Origin of the sequence: Solwaraspora sp. WMMB335 (assembly GCF_049179075.1) — a bacterium.
Lineage (GTDB): Bacteria > Actinomycetota > Actinomycetes > Mycobacteriales > Micromonosporaceae > Micromonospora_E.
In genome coordinates this window covers 3,243,167-3,259,403 of the sequence record NZ_JBMHMF010000001.1, presented here as the reverse complement: position 1 = coordinate 3,259,403, position 16,237 = coordinate 3,243,167, and the positions used below count along the sequence as shown (strand labels likewise).

Sequence of the window (16,237 nt, the reverse complement as noted above, 5' to 3'; positions counted from 1 at the left end):
TGACGAGTCCGCCGATCCGGTCCCCGCCGGGTCGGCGGACTTGGTACGCCGTGGGCAGACAGTCATTCCGTCTCTGGAGGTATCCCCGGCGTGTTCGCCATCCGTCTGCTGGTGGACGCCACGTCCGCCGGCACCGTCGTACTGCCGGTCGAACCGGCTACCGGTACCGTGCGGGCCGCACCGGCGCCGCTGCCCCCGCAACTGCGCGTCGACGGCGACCCGGTGGCGGTGACCGCTTCGGCCGCGGCGTTGCTCGACCGGTCCGGCCACACCGGGCGCGCCGGCGAGGTGACCGTCCTGCGTCAGCCGCTACACGCCCCGTACCAGGTGCTCATGGTCGGTGTCGGCACTGGCGACGAGGCCGGCTGGCGGGCGGCCGGGGCCGCCACCGGCCGGACCCTGCGCCAGGACGTTGCCGGTGGCGAGGTGCCCGACCCGCCGTGTGTGGTCGCCATCGAGCCCACCGCCGGTCCGGCTGCGGTGCGCGGGTTCGCCGAAGGTTGCGCGCTCGCCGGTTACCGCTTCACCGTCGCCCGTGCCGGCCTGTCCACCGTCGCCCGTGCCGGCCTCGATCCGGGCCCCGGCGCCCGTACCGACGCCGACGTGCCTGTGCTGCTCGCGGCCCCGGCCGACCCCGCCGAGCGGGCGTCGTGGCAGCAAGCCCTGCGGCAGGCGGCGGTCACCGCGTCGGCGACCTGCCTGGCGCGCGACCTGACGAACATGCCGTCCTCGATCAAGACCCCGGCCTGGATGGCTGAGCAGATCACCGCCGCGGCGGCGGGCCTTGCGGGGCTCACCGTCACCGTGCGCGGCCCGGCCGAACTCGCCGCCGAGGGTTTCGGCGGGTTGCTCGCCGTCGGCGGCGGTTCGGCTGCGCCACCCTGCCTGGTCGAGATCGACTGGTCGCCGCCGCGACCCCGCCGGCACGTCGTGCTGGCCGGCAAGGGCATCACCTTCGACACCGGCGGCGTCTCGATCAAGCCGGTGGACGGGATGCGGCTGATGCGCAAGGACATGGGCGGTGCGGCGGCGGTGGCCGCTACCGCCATCGGGGCCGCCGCGCTCGACCTGCCGGTCCGGCTGACCGTGCTCATCCCGCTCGCCGAGAACATGGTCAGCGGATCAGCCTTCCGGCCGGGTGATGTCGTCCGCCACTATGGCGGCCTGACCAGCGAGACCACCAACTCCGACGCCGAGGGCCGACTGGTGCTGGCCGACGTCATCGCCTACGCGGCCAGTCGGTTGCGGCCGGACTATCTCATCGACCTGGCGACTCTGACCGGTGCGAACGCGATCGCGCTCGGGCGGCGTACCGCCGCCCTGTACAGCGACAACGGCGCGCTCGCCGCCGACCTGCTGGCCGCTTCGGCGGCCGCCGGTGAGAACGCCTGGCGGATGCCGCTGGCCACCGACTACGCCGAATATCTGGGCAGCGATCTGGCCGACCTGTTCAGCGCTCCGGACCGGGGAGCGGGTTCCGTGGTGGCCGCGCTGTACCTGCGGGAGTTCACCGGTGAACTGCGGACCCGCTGGGCGCACTACGACATGTCCGCACCGGCCTGGTCCGACGAGGAACACGCGGAGTTGGTCAAGGGCGCCACCGGCTGGGGGGTGCGGACGCTGCTGCGCTGGCTGGCCTCCCTCGACCGGCCCGCATGAGCTGGTCGCGAACCGGACGTCACCGGGCTTTCCGACTGGCCGGCCGGTCAGCGGCGGACGGCGGCGAGCAGTCCGTCACCCGCCGGCAGCAGCGCTGGCACCCATTCGTCCGCTTCCCGGATTGCTTTGACCAATTCGCGGATGGTGACCGTTTCGACATCTCGCGCGGCCGGATCACCGATCCGACCATCGGCGAGCGCACCGTTGATCGCCAGGATGCCGCCCGGCCGCAGCAGCCGCAGCGCCGCGTCGACGATCGCGCCGAACTCCGCGCTGTCGCCGTCGACGAACACCATGTCGTACGCGGAATCCGCCAGTCGGGGCAGCACGTCCAGCGCACGGCCGGTGATGATCCGGGTACGCGAGGCGGCGAAGCCGGCCTCGACGAAGATCCGCCGGGCCATCCGCTGATGCTCGTTCTCCACGTCGATCGTGGTCAGCACGCCGTCGGAACGCATCCCGCGCAGCAGCCAGACACCGCTGACGCCGGTCCCGGTGCCGATCTCGACCACCGCGCGGGCGTTGCCGGCGGCGGCGAGCAGCCGCAGCGTGGCACCGGCGTCCGGGGTCACGGCACGCAGGCCGACCTCCTCGGCGAGGCTGCGGGCGGTCCGCAGGACCAGGTCTTCTGCCGCGTAGCCGGCGATGAACTGGAGGATCTGCGGCGTCGCCGCGGCAGCGGGTCGGGTGACCGGGGTGATGGCGCACCTCCAGCAGGGGGTCGGGCGTTGGCGGTTGCCGGTACGAGACTAGATCCCCTGCGTGCGGCCGGTGGGCCGGGCACCGCTGCCGGCCACCCTCCGGCGACCACTGAATGTTCCTCGATTATCCGTGCAATCCTGGACGCGGAGCGACGTCGCCGATCGGGGTGGCGCCGTCGCGCTGGGGGATGGACTGGGAGGCAACCGTGACCGACGGCGGGAACTGGCGTCAAGCTGACGGGAGCACGACGCCGGGGCCGCGACCGTACCACCCGACGGCGGCATCGCCCTGGTGGTCTGACGCGTTGCGGGATCCGTGGCGCGACCCGCACGCCCCGGCGGCCGTGGTGGTCCACGCGCCGTCGCCGGTCGGCGACGGCGGCGTCCCCGAGCCGGTTACCGATCCGGATGCGGTGCCTCACCGCGGGCTGACCCCGATCGTGCTGGTTTCGATGATCACGGCGTTGCTCGCCGGCAGCCTCGGCGGGGCGCTCGGGTTCGCGTTCGCGGTACGCGGCGGTGGTGCCGGCACCACGGTTCTCGGTGGGGCACCGCTCGACCCGCCGGTGCTGGCCAACCGGCCCGCCGACTCCTTTGCCGCAGTGGTTCAACGGGTGCTGCCGAGCGTGGTCACCGTGCAGGTCAGCAACGGGGGCGGGCAGAGCGTGGGATCCGGCTTCGTGGCGACTGCCGACGGGTACGTGATCACCAACGACCACGTGGTCGGTGTGGGCGCGGAGCAGGCGACGGTGTTGTTCAGCGACGGCACCACGGCCCGCGCCACGGTCGTCGGCCAGGAACCCGAGTCCGACATCGCGGTGATCAAGGTCGATCGCAGTGGACTGATCCCGGTCGAGTTCGGCGACTCCGACGCGATCGCGGTCGGCGATCCGGTCCTCGCCTTCGGCTCCCCGCTGGCCCTGACCAACACCGTGACGTCCGGAATCGTCAGCGCGATCGACCGGACCATCCAGGCCGGCGAGCCGGGTGGGCAGCTGCGTTACTACGCGGCCATCCAGACCGACGCGGCGGTCAACCAGGGCAACTCGGGCGGTCCGTTGGTGGACGGTGCGGGACGGGTCATCGGGGTCAATTCGGTGATCAAGTCGCTGGCGACGGACGAGGAGACCGCCGGCAACATCGGTCTCGCCTTCGCCATTCCGATCAACCATGCGAAGCGGATAACCCAGGAGATCATCGACACCGGCAAGGCCCGGCGTACCGTTTTCGGCGCCCAGGTGTCCGACGCCGCCCGCAGCCCCGGGGCCGGGGTCCGGCTCACCGACGTGGTCGTCGACGGCCCCGCCGCCGCGGCCGGACTTCAGGCCGGGGACGTGGTGCTGCGGCTCGACGGCCGGCCGCTGGACCAGGCGACCGACCTGATCGCCCTGGTTCGCAAGTACGCCCCGGGCTCGGTGGTGACCGTGGAGTACCGCCGAGGGACCGAAACCCGCTCCGCCTCGGTCACCCTGGCCGCCGACGCCAAGTAGCCCGCGACAACTAACACCCGGTCGGCCCTCCCGGACCGGCCGTCGACGTGCGTACCCTTGCCTTCGACGGCAGCACAGGGAGGCCCCGGCATGTTCGACAACCTGAACGGGTGGGAGTTCGGTCTGCTCCTGCTGCTCGCGTTGCTGATTTTCGGTGACCGGTTGCCACAGGTGATCTCCGACGGTCTGCGCATGGTCCGTAACCTGCGCAACATGGCCCGCAACGCCACCTCCGACCTCAGCCGTGAACTCGGCACCGACATCCAGCTCGAGGACCTGCACCCGAAGGCGTTCATCCGCAAGCACCTGCTCAGCGAGGAAGACGAGGCCGCGCTGCGCAAGCCGCTGCAAGGGGTGTACGACGACCTGCGCAAGGACGTCGGCGGGGTACAGGACGAACTGCGCGACGTCGCGGCCGCGGCGGACCTGCGGTCAGGGACCAAGGCGACCGCGGCGGCGAAGCCGGTCGCCGCGAACGGCCCGGCCACCGCCGGTACGGCCACCGGGGGCGCCGGCGCGGCCGGTGCCGCAGGTTCGGCAGGTTCGGCAGGTTCGGCGGGTGCCACGGGCTCCGGCGCCGCCGTGATAGACGCCACCTGACTCCGGCACACCGGAGCCGTGGTCGGTGGTCAGCGGTCGGCCGGGCGCAGACCGAGCGGCTTGCCGAGCAGCGACTCACGGCGTACCGCCAGCCGGTCGGCCACCGCGCTGAGCGCCCTGGCCGCCGGTGCGTCCGGCTCGGCCAGCACGATCGGGGTGCCGCCGTCACCGGTCTCCCGGACCCGGGTGTCCAGTGGGATCTGCCCCAGAAGTGGCACCTGTGCGCCGACCGTCCGGGTCAGTGACTCCGCGACCGTCCGACCGCCGCCCGCGCCGAAGATCTCCATCCGTTCCCCGGTCGGCAGCTGCAGCCAGGACATGTTCTCCACCACCCCGACCAGCCGCTGGTGGGTCTGCAACGCGATCGCGCCGGCCCGCTCCGCCACCTCGGCGGCGGCGGCCTGCGGCGTGGTCACGACCAGAATCTCGGCGTTGGGCAACAGTTGCGCCAACGAGATCGCCACGTCACCGGTGCCCGGCGGCAGATCCAGCAGCAGGACGTCGAGGTCACCCCAGTAGACGTCGGCGAGGAACTGCTGCAGCGCCCGGTGCAGCATCGGACCGCGCCACACCACGGCGGCGTTGCCGGCGGTGAACATCCCGATCGAGATGACCTTCACCCCGTGCGCCTGCGGCGGCATGATCATTTCCTCGACCCGGGTCGGCTTGCCGTCCGCGCCGAGCATCCGGGGCACCGAATGCCCGTAGATGTCCGCGTCGATCACGCCGACGGCGAGGCCGTGGGCGGCCAGCGCAGCGGCCAGGTTGACCGTCACGCTGGACTTGCCGACCCCACCCTTGCCGCTGGCCACCGCGTACACCCGGGTCCGGGAGCCGGGCTGGGCGAACGGGATCACCGGTTCGGCGCCGCCACCGCCGCGCAACTGCTCCTGCAACGACTTGCGCTGTTGCGCGCTCATCACTCCGAACTCGATCTCCACCCCGGTGACGCCGGGCACCCGGGTCACCGCGGCGGTGATGTCACCGCGCAGCTTGTCCTTGAGCGGGCAGCCTGCGACGGTCAGCAGGAGTTCGACCCGTACCTGGCCGCTCTCGGTCACCGTGGTCGACCGGACCATGCCGAGCTCGGTGATGGGCCGGCGGATCTCCGGGTCGTCGACCGTGGCCAGGGCGGCGGTGACAGCCTCGGTGAGGGTGCTGGTCGGTGCGGACATGCCCGCCATGTTACGTCGGATCAGCTGCTGCCTTCACCACTCACTGCTGCTGCCGCCGGCGGTCGGCCTGGCCACGCCGTTCACCGGCGGTTTCGCCGCGCCGGTCGCCGTCTTCGGGGAAGGACTCGTCGGCCGTCCGCCGTTGCAGGCGGTGCCGGCGCAGCGCCTGTTCGTCCAGTTCCTCGGCGAGCCGGCCCAACTCCGACCGCAGGAAATCCCGGGTGGCGACCTCACCCATCGACACCCGCAACGAGGCGATCTCCCGGGCCAGATACTCGGTGTCGGCCTTCTGCATCTCGGCCCGCCGTCGGTCCTCCTCCAGCGAGACCCGGTCCCGGTCGGCCTGTCGATTCTGCGCCAGCAGGATCAGCGGTGCCGCATACGACGCCTGCACGGACAGCATCAGGGTGAGGAAAGTGAACGTGTACGGATCGAACCGCAGGTCGGCCGGGGCCAGCGTGTTCCAGCCGATCCAGCCGAGCACCACCACGGTCATGTAGACGAGGAACCGGGCGGTGCCCATGAAGCGGGCGATCGCCTCCGCCCACTGCCCGAACGTCTCTGGATCGTAGCGGGGCAGGGAGATCCGGGACGGCTCGCGGGGTTGGTCGAGCCGGGCGGCCCGGCGGTGCTCAGCCATGGGTGGCGCCTCCCTCCAGCGGGTTGTCCCGGTCGCGCCAGTCCGGCGGCAACGAGTGGTCCAGCACATCGTCGACGGTCACCGCGCCGACCAGCCGGTTGGCCGCGTCGACCACCGGCATCGCCACCAGGTCGTAGGTGGCCATCCGCTGGGTGATCTCCAGCAGTGGTGTCTCCGGCTGCAGCGGGTCGATACCGTTGTCCACCACCCCGCCGAGCAGTTCCGCCGGCGGCTCCCGTAGCAGCCGCTGGAAGTGCACCACGCCCAGGTACTTACCGGTCGGCGTGGCCATCGGTGCCCGGGCCACGAAGACCTGCGCGGCCACCGCCGGCGGCAGCTGCGGCTCCCGGATCCGGGCCAGTGCCTCGGCGACGGTGGCGTCCGGGGTCAGGATGACCGGTTCGGAGGTCATCACGCTACCGGCCGTACCTGGTTGGTACTGCAGCAGTTGACGCACCGAGTCGGCTTCCTCCGGTTGCATCAGGTCCAGCAGCACATCCTGTTCCGGCGGCGGCAGTTCGGCGAGCAGGTCGGCGGCGTCGTCCGGATCCATCTCCTCCAGCACGTCGGCGGCGCGTTCCCGGTCCAGCGCGGTGAGAATCGCCACCTGGTCGCTTTCCGGCAGTTCCTCCAGCACGTCGGCGAGCCGCTCGTCGTCGAGCGCGGCGGCGATCTCCTGCCGACGGCTGCCCGGCATCTCCTGCAGCGCGTTGGCCAGGTCCGCCGCCCGCATCTGGTCGAGTACGGCGAGCAGCCCGGCCGTGCCCTGGGTGTCCGGCAGCCCGATCAAGCCGCGTACCCGGTGCCAGTCGAGCTGGTGGACGTGGCCGCGCCGGGTGAGCCGACCGGTCGCTTCCCGGACCGCCACCCGGGTCAGCGACCACTCACCCGTCCGGTTGATCTCCATCGCCACGTCCACCACTGTGCCGGGCTGGTCGCCGGGATCCACCCGGACCCGCCGGTCCAGCAGATCCTCCAGCACCAGCAGCTCGTTCGGCCGCTTCTCGAACCGCCGAAGGTTGAGCGTGCCGGTGCCGAGCAGCACCGCCTCCGGGTCGATGACGGTCACCCGGCCCATCGGGAGGAAGATCCGCCGGCGCATCGGCATCTCCGCCACCAGGCCGACCACCTGGGGCGGCCGGTTGGTGGTACGTAGCCGTACCACCGCGTCCCGGATCCGCCCGACCTGGTCGCCGTTGGGGTCGAAGACGGCGAGCCCGGCGAGCCGGGCGATGTACACCCTGGTCGCCGTAGTCACCGCCACAGCGTACGGGCCGTAAGGTTCTCGGCATGTCCAGCCTCGGCTACGAGATCGTCGACGTGTTCACCGACCGGCCCTTCGCCGGTAATCCACTTGCCGTGGTCATCGGTGCCGAACAGCTCGCCACCGACCAGCTGCAGGCGCTCGCCCGTGAATTCAACCTGTCGGAGACCGTGTTCCTGCTGCCCGCCGACGCCGCCGGAGCCAGCTACCGGGTGAGGATCTTCACACCCGAGCGGGAGCTGGCGTTCGCCGGGCATCCGAGCATCGGTGCCGCGGTCGTCGCGGCCCGCCGGGGCCTCGTGCGCCCTGGTGACCTGGTGCAGGAGTGCGGCGCCGGGCTACTGCCGGTCCGGCTGTCCGAGCACGGACACGCGACGCTCACCGGCGGGGAGCCGGTGGTCGGACCACCGGTGGACGCCGCGCCGCTGCTGGCGGCGGTCGGGCTGGGGCCGGCTGAGCACACCGGACCGCCACCGCGCCGCGCCGGCTGTGGCCTGGAGTTCGACTACCTGTGCGTACGCACCGAAGCAGTGGCCCAGGCGGTGCTGGACCCGGCGGCGGCGCTGCGGGCCGGTGTGCAGCTGATCAGCGTCTTCGCCTGGGAGCCGGACGGCCCGGGCGCACACGCCCGGGTGTTCTGCCCCGGCGCCGGGGTGGTCGAGGATCCGGCGACCGGTTCGGCCGCGCTCGGGCTCGGACTGTGGGCGGTGGCCAGCGGCCTGCTGCCAGCCAACGGTCAGTCCCGGTACACGGTCCGACAGGGCGCGCAGCTGCACCGGCCGTCCCGCCTGGACTGCACCGTCACCGCCCTCGGCGGTCGGGCCCGGGCCGCCACCGTCACCGGCGAGGTGGTGCCCATCGCGACCGGGCAGATCGCGGTCCCGCCGTTCGTCGGCTGACCGCGGCTGGCCCGCCACCCGCCACAATCCGTCCCGTCCCGCCCGGGATCCGCCCCGTGCCCCGTGCCTGTGCCCCCGTGGCGCTCAAGTGGGCGGTGAACCCCGTGCTGGTCAGTGGCGGCGGACCCGGTGCTGGTCAGCGGCGGCGGACCCGGTGCAGCCGGAACGGCCGGCGGGTCGCCCGGGTGACGGTGGCCGGGCGGGGTGGGGCGGCCAGCGATCCGTCGGGCAGCGTCGGGCCGGCGGCGAGCACGGTGCCAACCGGTGCCAGCCGGAACAATCGGCATTCCGTCGCCCACCGTCGGACCAGGTCGGGCAGGCTGTCCGGGGTGTTCAGCCGCTTACCGGCGACCTGCGGGGCCACCGACTCCCATTCGGCGCTGTCCGGCTCGACCCGGCTCACCGCGGCCGGCCAGGTCACGATCTGTCCGCCGTGGTCGCCGCGCAGCGTGACCGTCGCCGGTACGCCGGGTTCGAGCCCGTCAGCCGGTTGTTCATGCGGGCCGGTGACCACGTACAGCGCGCCATCTGCCGGCAGACACCACACGGCTCGGGCCGCAGCCCCGGCCACGGAGATCCAGGCGACCGCCGCCTTTCTGACGGCTTCGTCGATCAACGGCTGCTCGGGCGTCGTGGCGTGATCGTTGGTCGTGCTGCGGTGACCGGCGGAGGGCACGGCGGACTCGTCGGGCATCCTGCCATCCTGCCGGACGGACGCCGGATCCTGTCGGACGCGCTCGGCCGGCGCTGCCTGTACGGCTGTCCGGCGGATCTGTGAGGATCAGACCCCGTGTCTTTCGGTGACCAGCCCGCCCCAGGCCGCGCCGGCCGAGCCGAGGTGCTCGCCACCGGTGCCGCGGCCGTCGCCGTACTGGCCGTTTCCACCTCCGCGCCCTTGATCGCCTTTGCCGCAGCGCCCGCGCTCGCGGTCGCCTTCTGGCGAAACCTGCTGGCCACCGGCACGGTCGTGCCGTTCGTGCTGGTCCGCCGCCGGTCCGAGTTGCGGTTGCTGTCAGCCAACGGCGCGGGCCGCCGCCAGGCCGGCTGGTGTGTGCTCGCCGGGGCCGCACTGGCCGCGCACTTCGGCACCTGGATGCCCAGCGCGCAACTGACCTCCGTCGCCACCGCCACCGCGCTGGTCGCCACCCAGCCGGTCTGGCAGGGCTTGATCGCACTCGGACAGGGACGACGGTTGCCGGCCCTCACCTGGGCGGGCATCGTGTTGGCGGTGGCCGGCGCGGCGCTCGCCACCGGGGCGGACATCGGATTCGACGCCCGAGCCGTCGTCGGCGACCTGCTGGCGCTCGCCGGGGCGGTGTTCGCCGCGATCTACACCGCCATCGGCGAGTACGCCCGGCGAACGATCAGCACCACCACGTACACCACGATCTGTTACGGCACCTGCGCGGTGGTGCTGCTCGGTGTGTGTCTGTCCGCCGGTGTCCCGCTGGTCGGCTTTTCGGCCAGCACCTGGCTGGCCGTGCTGGGCCTGGTGGTCGGGGCGCAGTTGCTCGGTCACTCGATGTTCAGCTACGCCCTGCACAAGATCCCGGCCACCACGGTCAGCGTACTCATTCTGCTGGAAGTGCCCGGGGCCGCGCTGATCGCCTGGCTGTGGCTCGGCCAGGTGCCACGGCCCGCCGCCCTGCCCGGACTCGGCCTGCTGCTCGCCGGTGTCGCGGTCGTCGTGCTCGGCGGTACCCGGGTCCGTACCCCACCCGTGCCGCCGGAGGCAGGCCCGCCGGAGGCGGTGTAGCACCTGGAGCCGGCGGAGCCGCGCCCCGGGAGGATTCAGCCTTCGGCCAGACCGACCGCCCGCGCGCTGGCCGCCCACAGCGCGCCCGCCAACTGCTGATCGGCCGCCCATGCCCAGGGCCGGCGCAGCTTGCGGTCCGCGTAGTAGCCGCCGTTGACGAGCCGGGTCGGTGCCTCCTGCGCCAGCCACACCAGCGTCTGCGCACCCTGCTGCGGACTGCGCAGCAGGGGAGCGACCCGCATCCCCCACGCCACCAGCGGGTGGTCGGTGGCGAACCGGGTCCGCACCGCCCCGGGGTGGAACGACACCGACGTGACCGTCGGGTGGCGCCGGGCCAGCTCCGCCGCGAACAAGATGTTGGCCTGTTTGCTCGTGCCGTACGCGCGCATCCGGCGGTAACGGCTGGGCCCACCCCCGCCGAGCTGCGCGTTGAGGTCGGCCGGATCGACGGCGCCGAAGCGGTGTGCCGCGGACGCCGTGGTGACCACCCGCCGGATCCGGTCCAGCAACAGGTTCGTGAGCAGGAACGGGGCCAGGTGGTTGGTCTGGATGGAAAGCTCGAATCCGTCGACGGTGACGACCGGCCGCAACGCGATGGCACCGGCGTTGTTCGCCAGCACGTCGATGTGGGGGTACGCGGCCCGCAGTTGTCCGGCGAGGGCGCGGACCTCGTCGAGGACCGCGAAGTCGGCCCGGTACGTGGCTGGCGTCGTACCGCTGGATTCGCGGACCTCGGCCGCCGCGGCGGCCAGCCGCTCGACGTGCCGGCCGACGAGCACCACCGGTACGTCCCGCCGGGCCAGGGCGATCGCCGCGGCCAGGCCGATACCGGAACTGGCCCCGGTGATCACCGCCAGCCGCGGGGTGGCACGGCCGTCCACCGGACCGTTCTCATGATCCATCGGGCGAGGTTACCGCTTGACCCGTCGGCGGTCCGCCCCGTCCGAGCCGCCGTCAGTCCCGGCTAACCTGTCGCGTTGCTGCCCATGACGACGAGGAAGAAAGTGAAGTACACCACCATCAGCAGCACGGTGAGGATGGCCAGACCGACGCCGCACCAGCCGATGATCACGCCGGCCTGGGCCAACCCGTCGCCCTGCTCGCCGGAGCGACGGATTTCGTCGCGGGCACGCCGACCCAGGTAGATCGACACCGCGCCGATCAGCGGGCAGCTGAACAGGCTGACCAGTGAGACGATGAACGAGGCGAGTGCCATGTTGTTGGTCGTCTGTGGCGGGGCGTAGCCGGCGTACCCACCTGGGTAGCCGACGATGATGCCGTTCGGGTCAGGGCCGGTCATGCCAGTTCTCCCTGTCGGATCTGAGTCATTCGCTGGCTGGTAGCGACCCCGAGCTGGTAGCGGCCACCGAGCTGGCCGCGGCAGCGGAGATCCGTGGCGGCAGGGCCGACCAGTGGCGGCGCCACTCAACTGCCCTGACTGATGCTGACCGCGATCGCGATGCCGATCGCGATCGACCCCACCAGCCCGATGCCGAACGCGATCCAGCCGGTGATGATCCCGGCCAGCGCCAACCCGTCGCCCTGCTCGGGCCGGCCCTGCGCGGCGGCGGCCCGGATCTGGCGCTTCGCCGAGTGGCCGAGAAGCGCACCGACGATGCCGATCGTGCCCGGCGCGAGGTACGCACAGAGCCCGAGGATGCCGATGACGCCGAGGACCAGCGCGGCGATCGCCCGCCCGTTCATCGGGACGGGCGGCGCGACCGGGTAGGGATAACCGGTCGGATACCCCGGCGGGGGGTAGCCGGTGGCCGGATACCCGCCGCCGGGATGGCTGGCGGCCGGATAGCCCGGCGGCAGCCCGGGGATCTCGGCCGGGGGACTGCCAACGCCGGCCGGGTAACCGCCCGGAGATGACGGCTGTCCGCTGATCGAACCGGCCGGATCAGGGCTGCCGAAGGGCTGCTGGCTCGGCCAGGAGGGATCGTTCCAGTTGCCGGGCTGGTAGGGCTGGCTCATCGGGGGTCTTTCCGTTGGCGTCGGACACTGGTTTGCGGGAACAGGGTAGTGGGTTGACGGACAGCGCCGGACCCCGGCGCGTCGTTGCCCGTCCTGGCGCCAACAGGCAGGATCAGCGCATGGGTATTGACGCACGTGCGGTAGCCCTCGCCGGGGCCGAACACCACCTGCCTTCCGGCGGGCCCCCCGCTGTTGCCGGGCTGGACCGGCCGGACAAACCGGCCGCCACCAGCGTGTCGGCCCCGGACAGCCTGCGCCTGGACGGTCGGGTCGCACTGGTGACCGGTGCCGGCAGCTCGGACGGGATCGGGTACGCGACGGCCCGCCGGCTCGGGCAGCTCGGTGCCCGAGTGGCGATCGTCTCCACCACCCGACGGATCCACGAGCGCGCCACCGAACTCGAGGCCACCGGGTTCGTCGCGGACCTGACCGACGAGGCGGAGGTCGCCGCGTTGGCCGATGCCATCACCGAGCAGCTTGGCGACGTCGAGGTGCTGGTCAACAACGCAGGGCTGGCCAGCCGGGCCAGTCCCGAGGTACTCCGGCCGGTCGCGCAGCTCACCTTCGACGAGTGGCGTGCCGAGATCGATCGGAACCTGACCACCGCATTCCTGTGCAGCCGGGCGTTCATCGGCGGGATGGCCGAGCGAGGCTGGGGTCGGATCGTCAATCTGGCGGCCACCGCCGGCCCGGTGAACGCGTTGCCGACCGAGGCCGGCTACGCCGCGGCAAAGGCCGGAGTGGTCGGACTGACCCGGGCGCTGGCAATGGAGATGGTGGCGGACGGGGTCACCGTCAACGCGGTGGCGCCCGGCACGATCTACACCGCGGCCTCCACTGTGACCGAGCTCAAGCAGGGCATGGGTACGCCGATCGGCCGGCCCGGTGCGCCGGACGAGGTGGCGGCTGCCGTGGCCTTCTTCTGCTCCCCGGCCGCCTCGTACATCACCGGCCAGATGCTCGTCGTGGACGGCGGCAACAGTGTCCGGGAGGCCCAGTACCGCTGAGCGGGGCGGCTACGACGTCGCACCCTGGCCAGCACCCCACAGGATCGCCGCGAATCCGCCGCAGCAGGCCAGCAAGGCCAGGCCGGTGAAGACATAGCTGAGGATCAATCCCCACTGGGCCAGCGGCGCGCCGTCCTCGCCGGTCTGCTGGATCTGGCGTTTGGCGAGGTGGCCGAGGACGATGCCGGCGGGTGCGAAGACGAACGCGAACACCAACGAAAGGATCGCCATCACGTTCGTACCGCGCGGCGGTGGTGGCGGCGGGTAGCCCGGCTGTGGCGGATTCGGGTAGCTCATCGTCAGGTCCTTCCGTCTCGGTCGGAGCATTCCTGGTCGTCCCGGTCGGGCCGTCCCCGGGTGAGGCCGCCGAGCGAACGCTCGACGGCGATGCAACGGTCCGCCACGTAGTCGATGCCGGCGGCGGCGGCGATCCTGCGGGCCTCGTCGGACGTGATGCCACTTTGCAGCCAGATCGCCGGCGCGCCGATCTGGACCGCTTGGCGAACCACCGCGACCGCCTCCGGCGTCGGACGGAACACGTTGACCAGATCCACCGGCATCGGCAGATCCGTCAGGCTGGGGTAGGCCGGTTCGCCGAAGAGCTCGTCGACGAACGGGTTGACCGGGACCACCCGCCAGCCGTATCGGACGAGTTGCGCCGGCACACTGTGTGCGGGCTTGGCCGGATCACGGGAGGCGCCGACCACCGCGATCGTGTGCGCACCGGCCAGGATCTGCTGCGGACTTCTCACCCTGCGAGCGTAGTGCGTCGTCCGGTCACAGGAGGGCGAGCTGCTCGACCGGCGGTCGGCCGGCCACGCTGGACGACGCGCCGTCGCCACGGGCGGTGCCGGGGCCGGCGGCGGCGAGCCCGTGTCGGTGGGCGGCCGAGCGTACCCGCGCGGTGACCTCCCGCTGGTAGGCCTGCGGGAGATAGGAACCGGAGCGGAACAGCGATCGGTATCGCGGCACCAGGTGAGGGAACGTCCGGCTGAGCCAGGCGGCGTACCACTCACGGGCACCGGGCCGCAGGTGCAGCGGTAGCGGGGTGATGCTCGCCGCTCCGGCGTGGGCGATGGCCGACACGGTGCTGTCGATCGACTTCTCGTCATCGGTCAGCCCGGGCAGTATCGGCGCCATCAGGACCCCGACCGCGAATCCCGCGTCGGACAGGGCGCGTACCGCGTCGAGCCGGCGGGCCGGACTCGGCGTGCCGGATTCCACGGCACGCCACAGCGACTCGTCGACGAAACCCACGGAGACCGCCAGGCTGACCCGGGTGACCTCGGCGGCCCGCCGCAGCGGTAGCAGGTCGCGCAGGATCAGCGTGCCCTTGGTGAGGATGGAGAACGGGTTGGCGGCGGCCCCGAGCGCGTCGATGATCGGTGGCATCAGGCGGTAGCGTCCTTCGGCCCGTTGATAGCAGTCGACGTTGGTGCCCATCGCGATGGGCGCACCGGACCAACTCGGCGCGCCCAGTTCGCGGCGTAGCAATCGCGCCGCGTTGACCTTGACCACGATCTTCGTGTCGAAGTCACGGCCGGCGTCGAGGTCGAGGTACGTATGGGTGTGGCGGGCGAAGCAGTACGAGCAGGCATGGCTACAGCCACGGTACGGGTTGATCGTCCACTCGAACGGCACCCGGGCCGAGCCGGGCACCCGGTTGATGATCGACTTCGCGTGGATCTCGTAGAACGTCATCCCGGCGAACCCGGGAGTGTCGAAGGTGCGCCGGGTTGCTCGGGGCAACGCCAGCGGCAGGGGTGGAGCCGCTGGCGTTGCCCCGTCGGGGGACACCTCGTCGTGGGGAGCCGACAGGGTGTCCCAACGCATGACTCTGATTCGAACACATGTGCGATCGGTTGGCAAGCCCGTGCGGCCGTGGCGCGGGCTAGCGACCCGCCGGGCCGGGCGGGCCGGCGCTGTCCCTGCGGACCAGTTCGGCGCCGACCTCCTCGACCAGCGAGGTCCCGTGGTTCGTCGCCGGCTGCAGCGCCAGCGTCATCGCTCGGGCACCCATCTCGGCCAGTGGCAACCGGATCGTGGTGAGCGCCGGCGTGACGTCGCGGGCGACCGGCATGTCGTCGAAACCGACCACGCTGAACTGCTCCGGCACCTGAATTCCGCGTGAGCGCAGCAGCGCCAGCACGCCGATCGCCATCGAGTCGTTGAGCGCCGCGATGGCGGTCAGGCCAGGCTCCGAGTCCAGCAGGTTGGCGGCAGCGGCCGCACCGCTGGATCGGTCGAAATCGGCGTACGCGATCCGCCGTGCCGGCAACTTCTGCCCGTGTTCACGGGCGGCCCGGCGCAGCCCGGTCAGCCGGTCGGTGGTGGTGGTGAGCACCTTCGGCCCGGCCACCACCCCGAAACTGGTGTGCCCCAGCGAGTAGAGCTCGGCACCGAGCAGGTAGCCGCCCATCTCGTTGTCCGGCACGACGGCGTCACCGGCGTGTTCGTGACGGCCGATGACCGCGACCCGGCCACCGGTGCGTTCGTACACCCGCAGTTTGCTCTCCAGCAGCGCGGTGAAGGTCTCGTCGTGGTAGCCGGAGCCGGCGAGGATGATCGCCGCCACCTGGTGGGCCCGCAGCAGTTCGACGTACTGGAGTTCCTTGTCCGGGTCGCGGTAGCTGTTGCAGATGATCACCAGTCGACCGTGCTCGGTGGCCACCCGCTGCAGGCCGCGGGTGATTTCGGCGAAGTACGGGTCGGATACGTCGTGCACGATGACACCGATCGCGCTGCGGTTGGACCGGGCCAGCGACTGGGCATGGGCGTTCGGCACGTACTGCAGTTCCTCGACGGCGGCCAGCACCCGTTCCCGCAGTGCCTCGGTGACCGGCTTGCTGCTGCCATTGATGATCCGTGAGGCGGTGGCCGGTGAGACACCGGCGCGTTTCGCGACGTCTGCCAGGGTGGCCACGAACCGCTCCTCTCCCGGCCCGGCCGGTGACCCCGTCCGGATCGGTGGTGTCCAGCTGGACCGCGATCGCTACCCGCCGGCGGTCCCGAATGCCTGCGGTGAGGATAGCGTGACGCCCCGCCAAGGAGTGGAAAGCCCTTGCCGGA

The 16,237-nt window shown here is 71.9% G+C and carries 18 protein-coding genes; 6 read left to right on the top strand and 12 right to left on the bottom strand.

The window, feature by feature from the left end; translation table 11 throughout:
- Nucleotides 1-168: 168 nt before the first annotated feature.
- Nucleotides 169-1,659, top strand: coding sequence for a leucyl aminopeptidase family protein (locus tag ACN27F_RS13980; protein WP_421440193.1), 1,491 nt, complete (start codon nt 169-171; stop codon nt 1,657-1,659).
- Nucleotides 1,660-1,706: 47 nt separating this feature from the next.
- Here ACN27F_RS13980 and ACN27F_RS13975 read toward each other — a convergent pair whose 3' ends face one another.
- A complete protein-coding gene (locus ACN27F_RS13975; protein ID WP_421440191.1) occupies nt 1,707-2,306 on the bottom strand; it encodes an O-methyltransferase in 600 nt (199 codons plus the stop codon).
- 260 nt (nt 2,307-2,566) lie between these two features.
- Between ACN27F_RS13975 and ACN27F_RS13970 the strand changes: the two genes are divergently transcribed.
- Nucleotides 2,567-3,850, top strand: coding sequence for a S1C family serine protease (locus ACN27F_RS13970; protein WP_421433834.1), 1,284 nt, complete (start codon nt 2,567-2,569; stop codon nt 3,848-3,850).
- A gap of 90 nt (nt 3,851-3,940) precedes the next feature.
- Nucleotides 3,941-4,450 (top strand): preprotein translocase subunit TatB, encoded by a 510-nt coding sequence (locus ACN27F_RS13965; protein ID WP_421433833.1) that lies wholly within the window; start codon nt 3,941-3,943, stop codon nt 4,448-4,450.
- A 29-nt stretch (nt 4,451-4,479) separates the two neighbouring features.
- Here the strand turns inward: ACN27F_RS13965 and ACN27F_RS13960 are convergent, their stop codons facing one another.
- The 3 genes from ACN27F_RS13960 to ACN27F_RS13950 are packed head-to-tail and all read right to left on the bottom strand — an operon-like array spanning nt 4,480 to nt 7,523.
- Nucleotides 4,480-5,625: an Mrp/NBP35 family ATP-binding protein gene (locus ACN27F_RS13960; RefSeq protein WP_421433831.1), complete on the bottom strand. Its 1,146-nt coding sequence runs from the start codon at nt 5,623-5,625 to the stop codon at nt 4,480-4,482.
- A gap of 40 nt (nt 5,626-5,665) precedes the next feature.
- Nucleotides 5,666-6,265 carry a DUF1003 domain-containing protein gene (locus ACN27F_RS13955; protein ID WP_421433830.1) on the bottom strand — a complete coding sequence of 200 codons (600 nt, stop codon included), beginning with the start codon at nt 6,263-6,265 and terminating at the stop codon, nt 5,666-5,668.
- Nucleotides 6,258-7,523 (bottom strand): magnesium transporter MgtE N-terminal domain-containing protein, encoded by a 1,266-nt coding sequence (locus tag ACN27F_RS13950; RefSeq protein WP_421433829.1) that lies wholly within the window; start codon nt 7,521-7,523, stop codon nt 6,258-6,260. The genes ACN27F_RS13955 and ACN27F_RS13950 overlap by 8 nt, the downstream gene beginning before the upstream one ends.
- A 32-nt stretch (nt 7,524-7,555) precedes the next feature.
- Here ACN27F_RS13950 and ACN27F_RS13945 point away from each other — a divergent pair, with 32 nt between their 5' ends.
- The gene (locus tag ACN27F_RS13945; RefSeq protein WP_421433828.1) at nt 7,556-8,428 is read left to right on the top strand and encodes a PhzF family phenazine biosynthesis protein; all 873 of its coding nucleotides are present in this window, start codon (nt 7,556-7,558) and stop codon (nt 8,426-8,428) included.
- A 136-nt stretch (nt 8,429-8,564) separates the two neighbouring features.
- Here the strand turns inward: ACN27F_RS13945 and ACN27F_RS13940 are convergent, their stop codons facing one another.
- Nucleotides 8,565-9,122, bottom strand: a complete 558-nt coding sequence (locus ACN27F_RS13940; protein ID WP_421433827.1) for a hypothetical protein — start codon at nt 9,120-9,122, stop codon at nt 8,565-8,567.
- A gap of 96 nt (nt 9,123-9,218) precedes the next feature.
- Between ACN27F_RS13940 and ACN27F_RS13935 the strand changes: the two genes are divergently transcribed.
- Nucleotides 9,219-10,184: a DMT family transporter gene (locus ACN27F_RS13935; protein ID WP_421433826.1), complete on the top strand. Its 966-nt coding sequence runs from the start codon at nt 9,219-9,221 to the stop codon at nt 10,182-10,184.
- A gap of 35 nt (nt 10,185-10,219) precedes the next feature.
- Here ACN27F_RS13935 and ACN27F_RS13930 read toward each other — a convergent pair whose 3' ends face one another.
- From ACN27F_RS13930 to ACN27F_RS13920, 3 genes are all read right to left on the bottom strand, one after another.
- On the bottom strand, nt 10,220-11,086 hold the full coding sequence (locus ACN27F_RS13930) for an SDR family NAD(P)-dependent oxidoreductase (RefSeq protein WP_421433825.1): 867 nt from the start codon (nt 11,084-11,086) through the stop codon (nt 10,220-10,222).
- Nucleotides 11,087-11,148: 62 nt separating this feature from the next.
- A complete protein-coding gene (locus tag ACN27F_RS13925; protein WP_421433824.1) occupies nt 11,149-11,484 on the bottom strand; it encodes a DUF4190 domain-containing protein in 336 nt (111 codons plus the stop codon).
- 125 nt (nt 11,485-11,609) lie between these two features.
- On the bottom strand, nt 11,610-12,161 hold the full coding sequence (locus ACN27F_RS13920; RefSeq protein WP_421433823.1) for a DUF4190 domain-containing protein: 552 nt from the start codon (nt 12,159-12,161) through the stop codon (nt 11,610-11,612).
- A 119-nt stretch (nt 12,162-12,280) separates the two neighbouring features.
- Here ACN27F_RS13920 and ACN27F_RS13915 point away from each other — a divergent pair, with 119 nt between their 5' ends.
- On the top strand, nt 12,281-13,168 hold the full coding sequence (locus ACN27F_RS13915) for an SDR family NAD(P)-dependent oxidoreductase (RefSeq protein WP_421433822.1): 888 nt from the start codon (nt 12,281-12,283) through the stop codon (nt 13,166-13,168).
- Nucleotides 13,169-13,177: 9 nt separating this feature from the next.
- Here the strand turns inward: ACN27F_RS13915 and ACN27F_RS13910 are convergent, their stop codons facing one another.
- The 4 genes from ACN27F_RS13910 to ACN27F_RS13895 are packed head-to-tail and all read right to left on the bottom strand — an operon-like array spanning nt 13,178 to nt 16,091.
- Nucleotides 13,178-13,561: a DUF4190 domain-containing protein gene (locus tag ACN27F_RS13910; RefSeq protein ID WP_421433821.1), complete on the bottom strand. Its 384-nt coding sequence runs from the start codon at nt 13,559-13,561 to the stop codon at nt 13,178-13,180.
- Nucleotides 13,468-13,920 carry a CoA-binding protein gene (locus tag ACN27F_RS13905; RefSeq protein ID WP_421433820.1) on the bottom strand — a complete coding sequence of 151 codons (453 nt, stop codon included), beginning with the start codon at nt 13,918-13,920 and terminating at the stop codon, nt 13,468-13,470. Before ACN27F_RS13905 ends, ACN27F_RS13910 begins: the two co-directional genes overlap by 94 nt.
- Nucleotides 13,921-13,945: 25 nt before the next feature.
- Nucleotides 13,946-15,001: an Rv2578c family radical SAM protein gene (locus tag ACN27F_RS13900; RefSeq protein ID WP_421433818.1), complete on the bottom strand. Its 1,056-nt coding sequence runs from the start codon at nt 14,999-15,001 to the stop codon at nt 13,946-13,948.
- A 58-nt stretch (nt 15,002-15,059) separates the two neighbouring features.
- The gene (locus ACN27F_RS13895) at nt 15,060-16,091 is read right to left on the bottom strand and encodes a LacI family DNA-binding transcriptional regulator (protein ID WP_421433817.1); all 1,032 of its coding nucleotides are present in this window, start codon (nt 16,089-16,091) and stop codon (nt 15,060-15,062) included.
- Nucleotides 16,092-16,237: the final 146 nt, after the last annotated feature.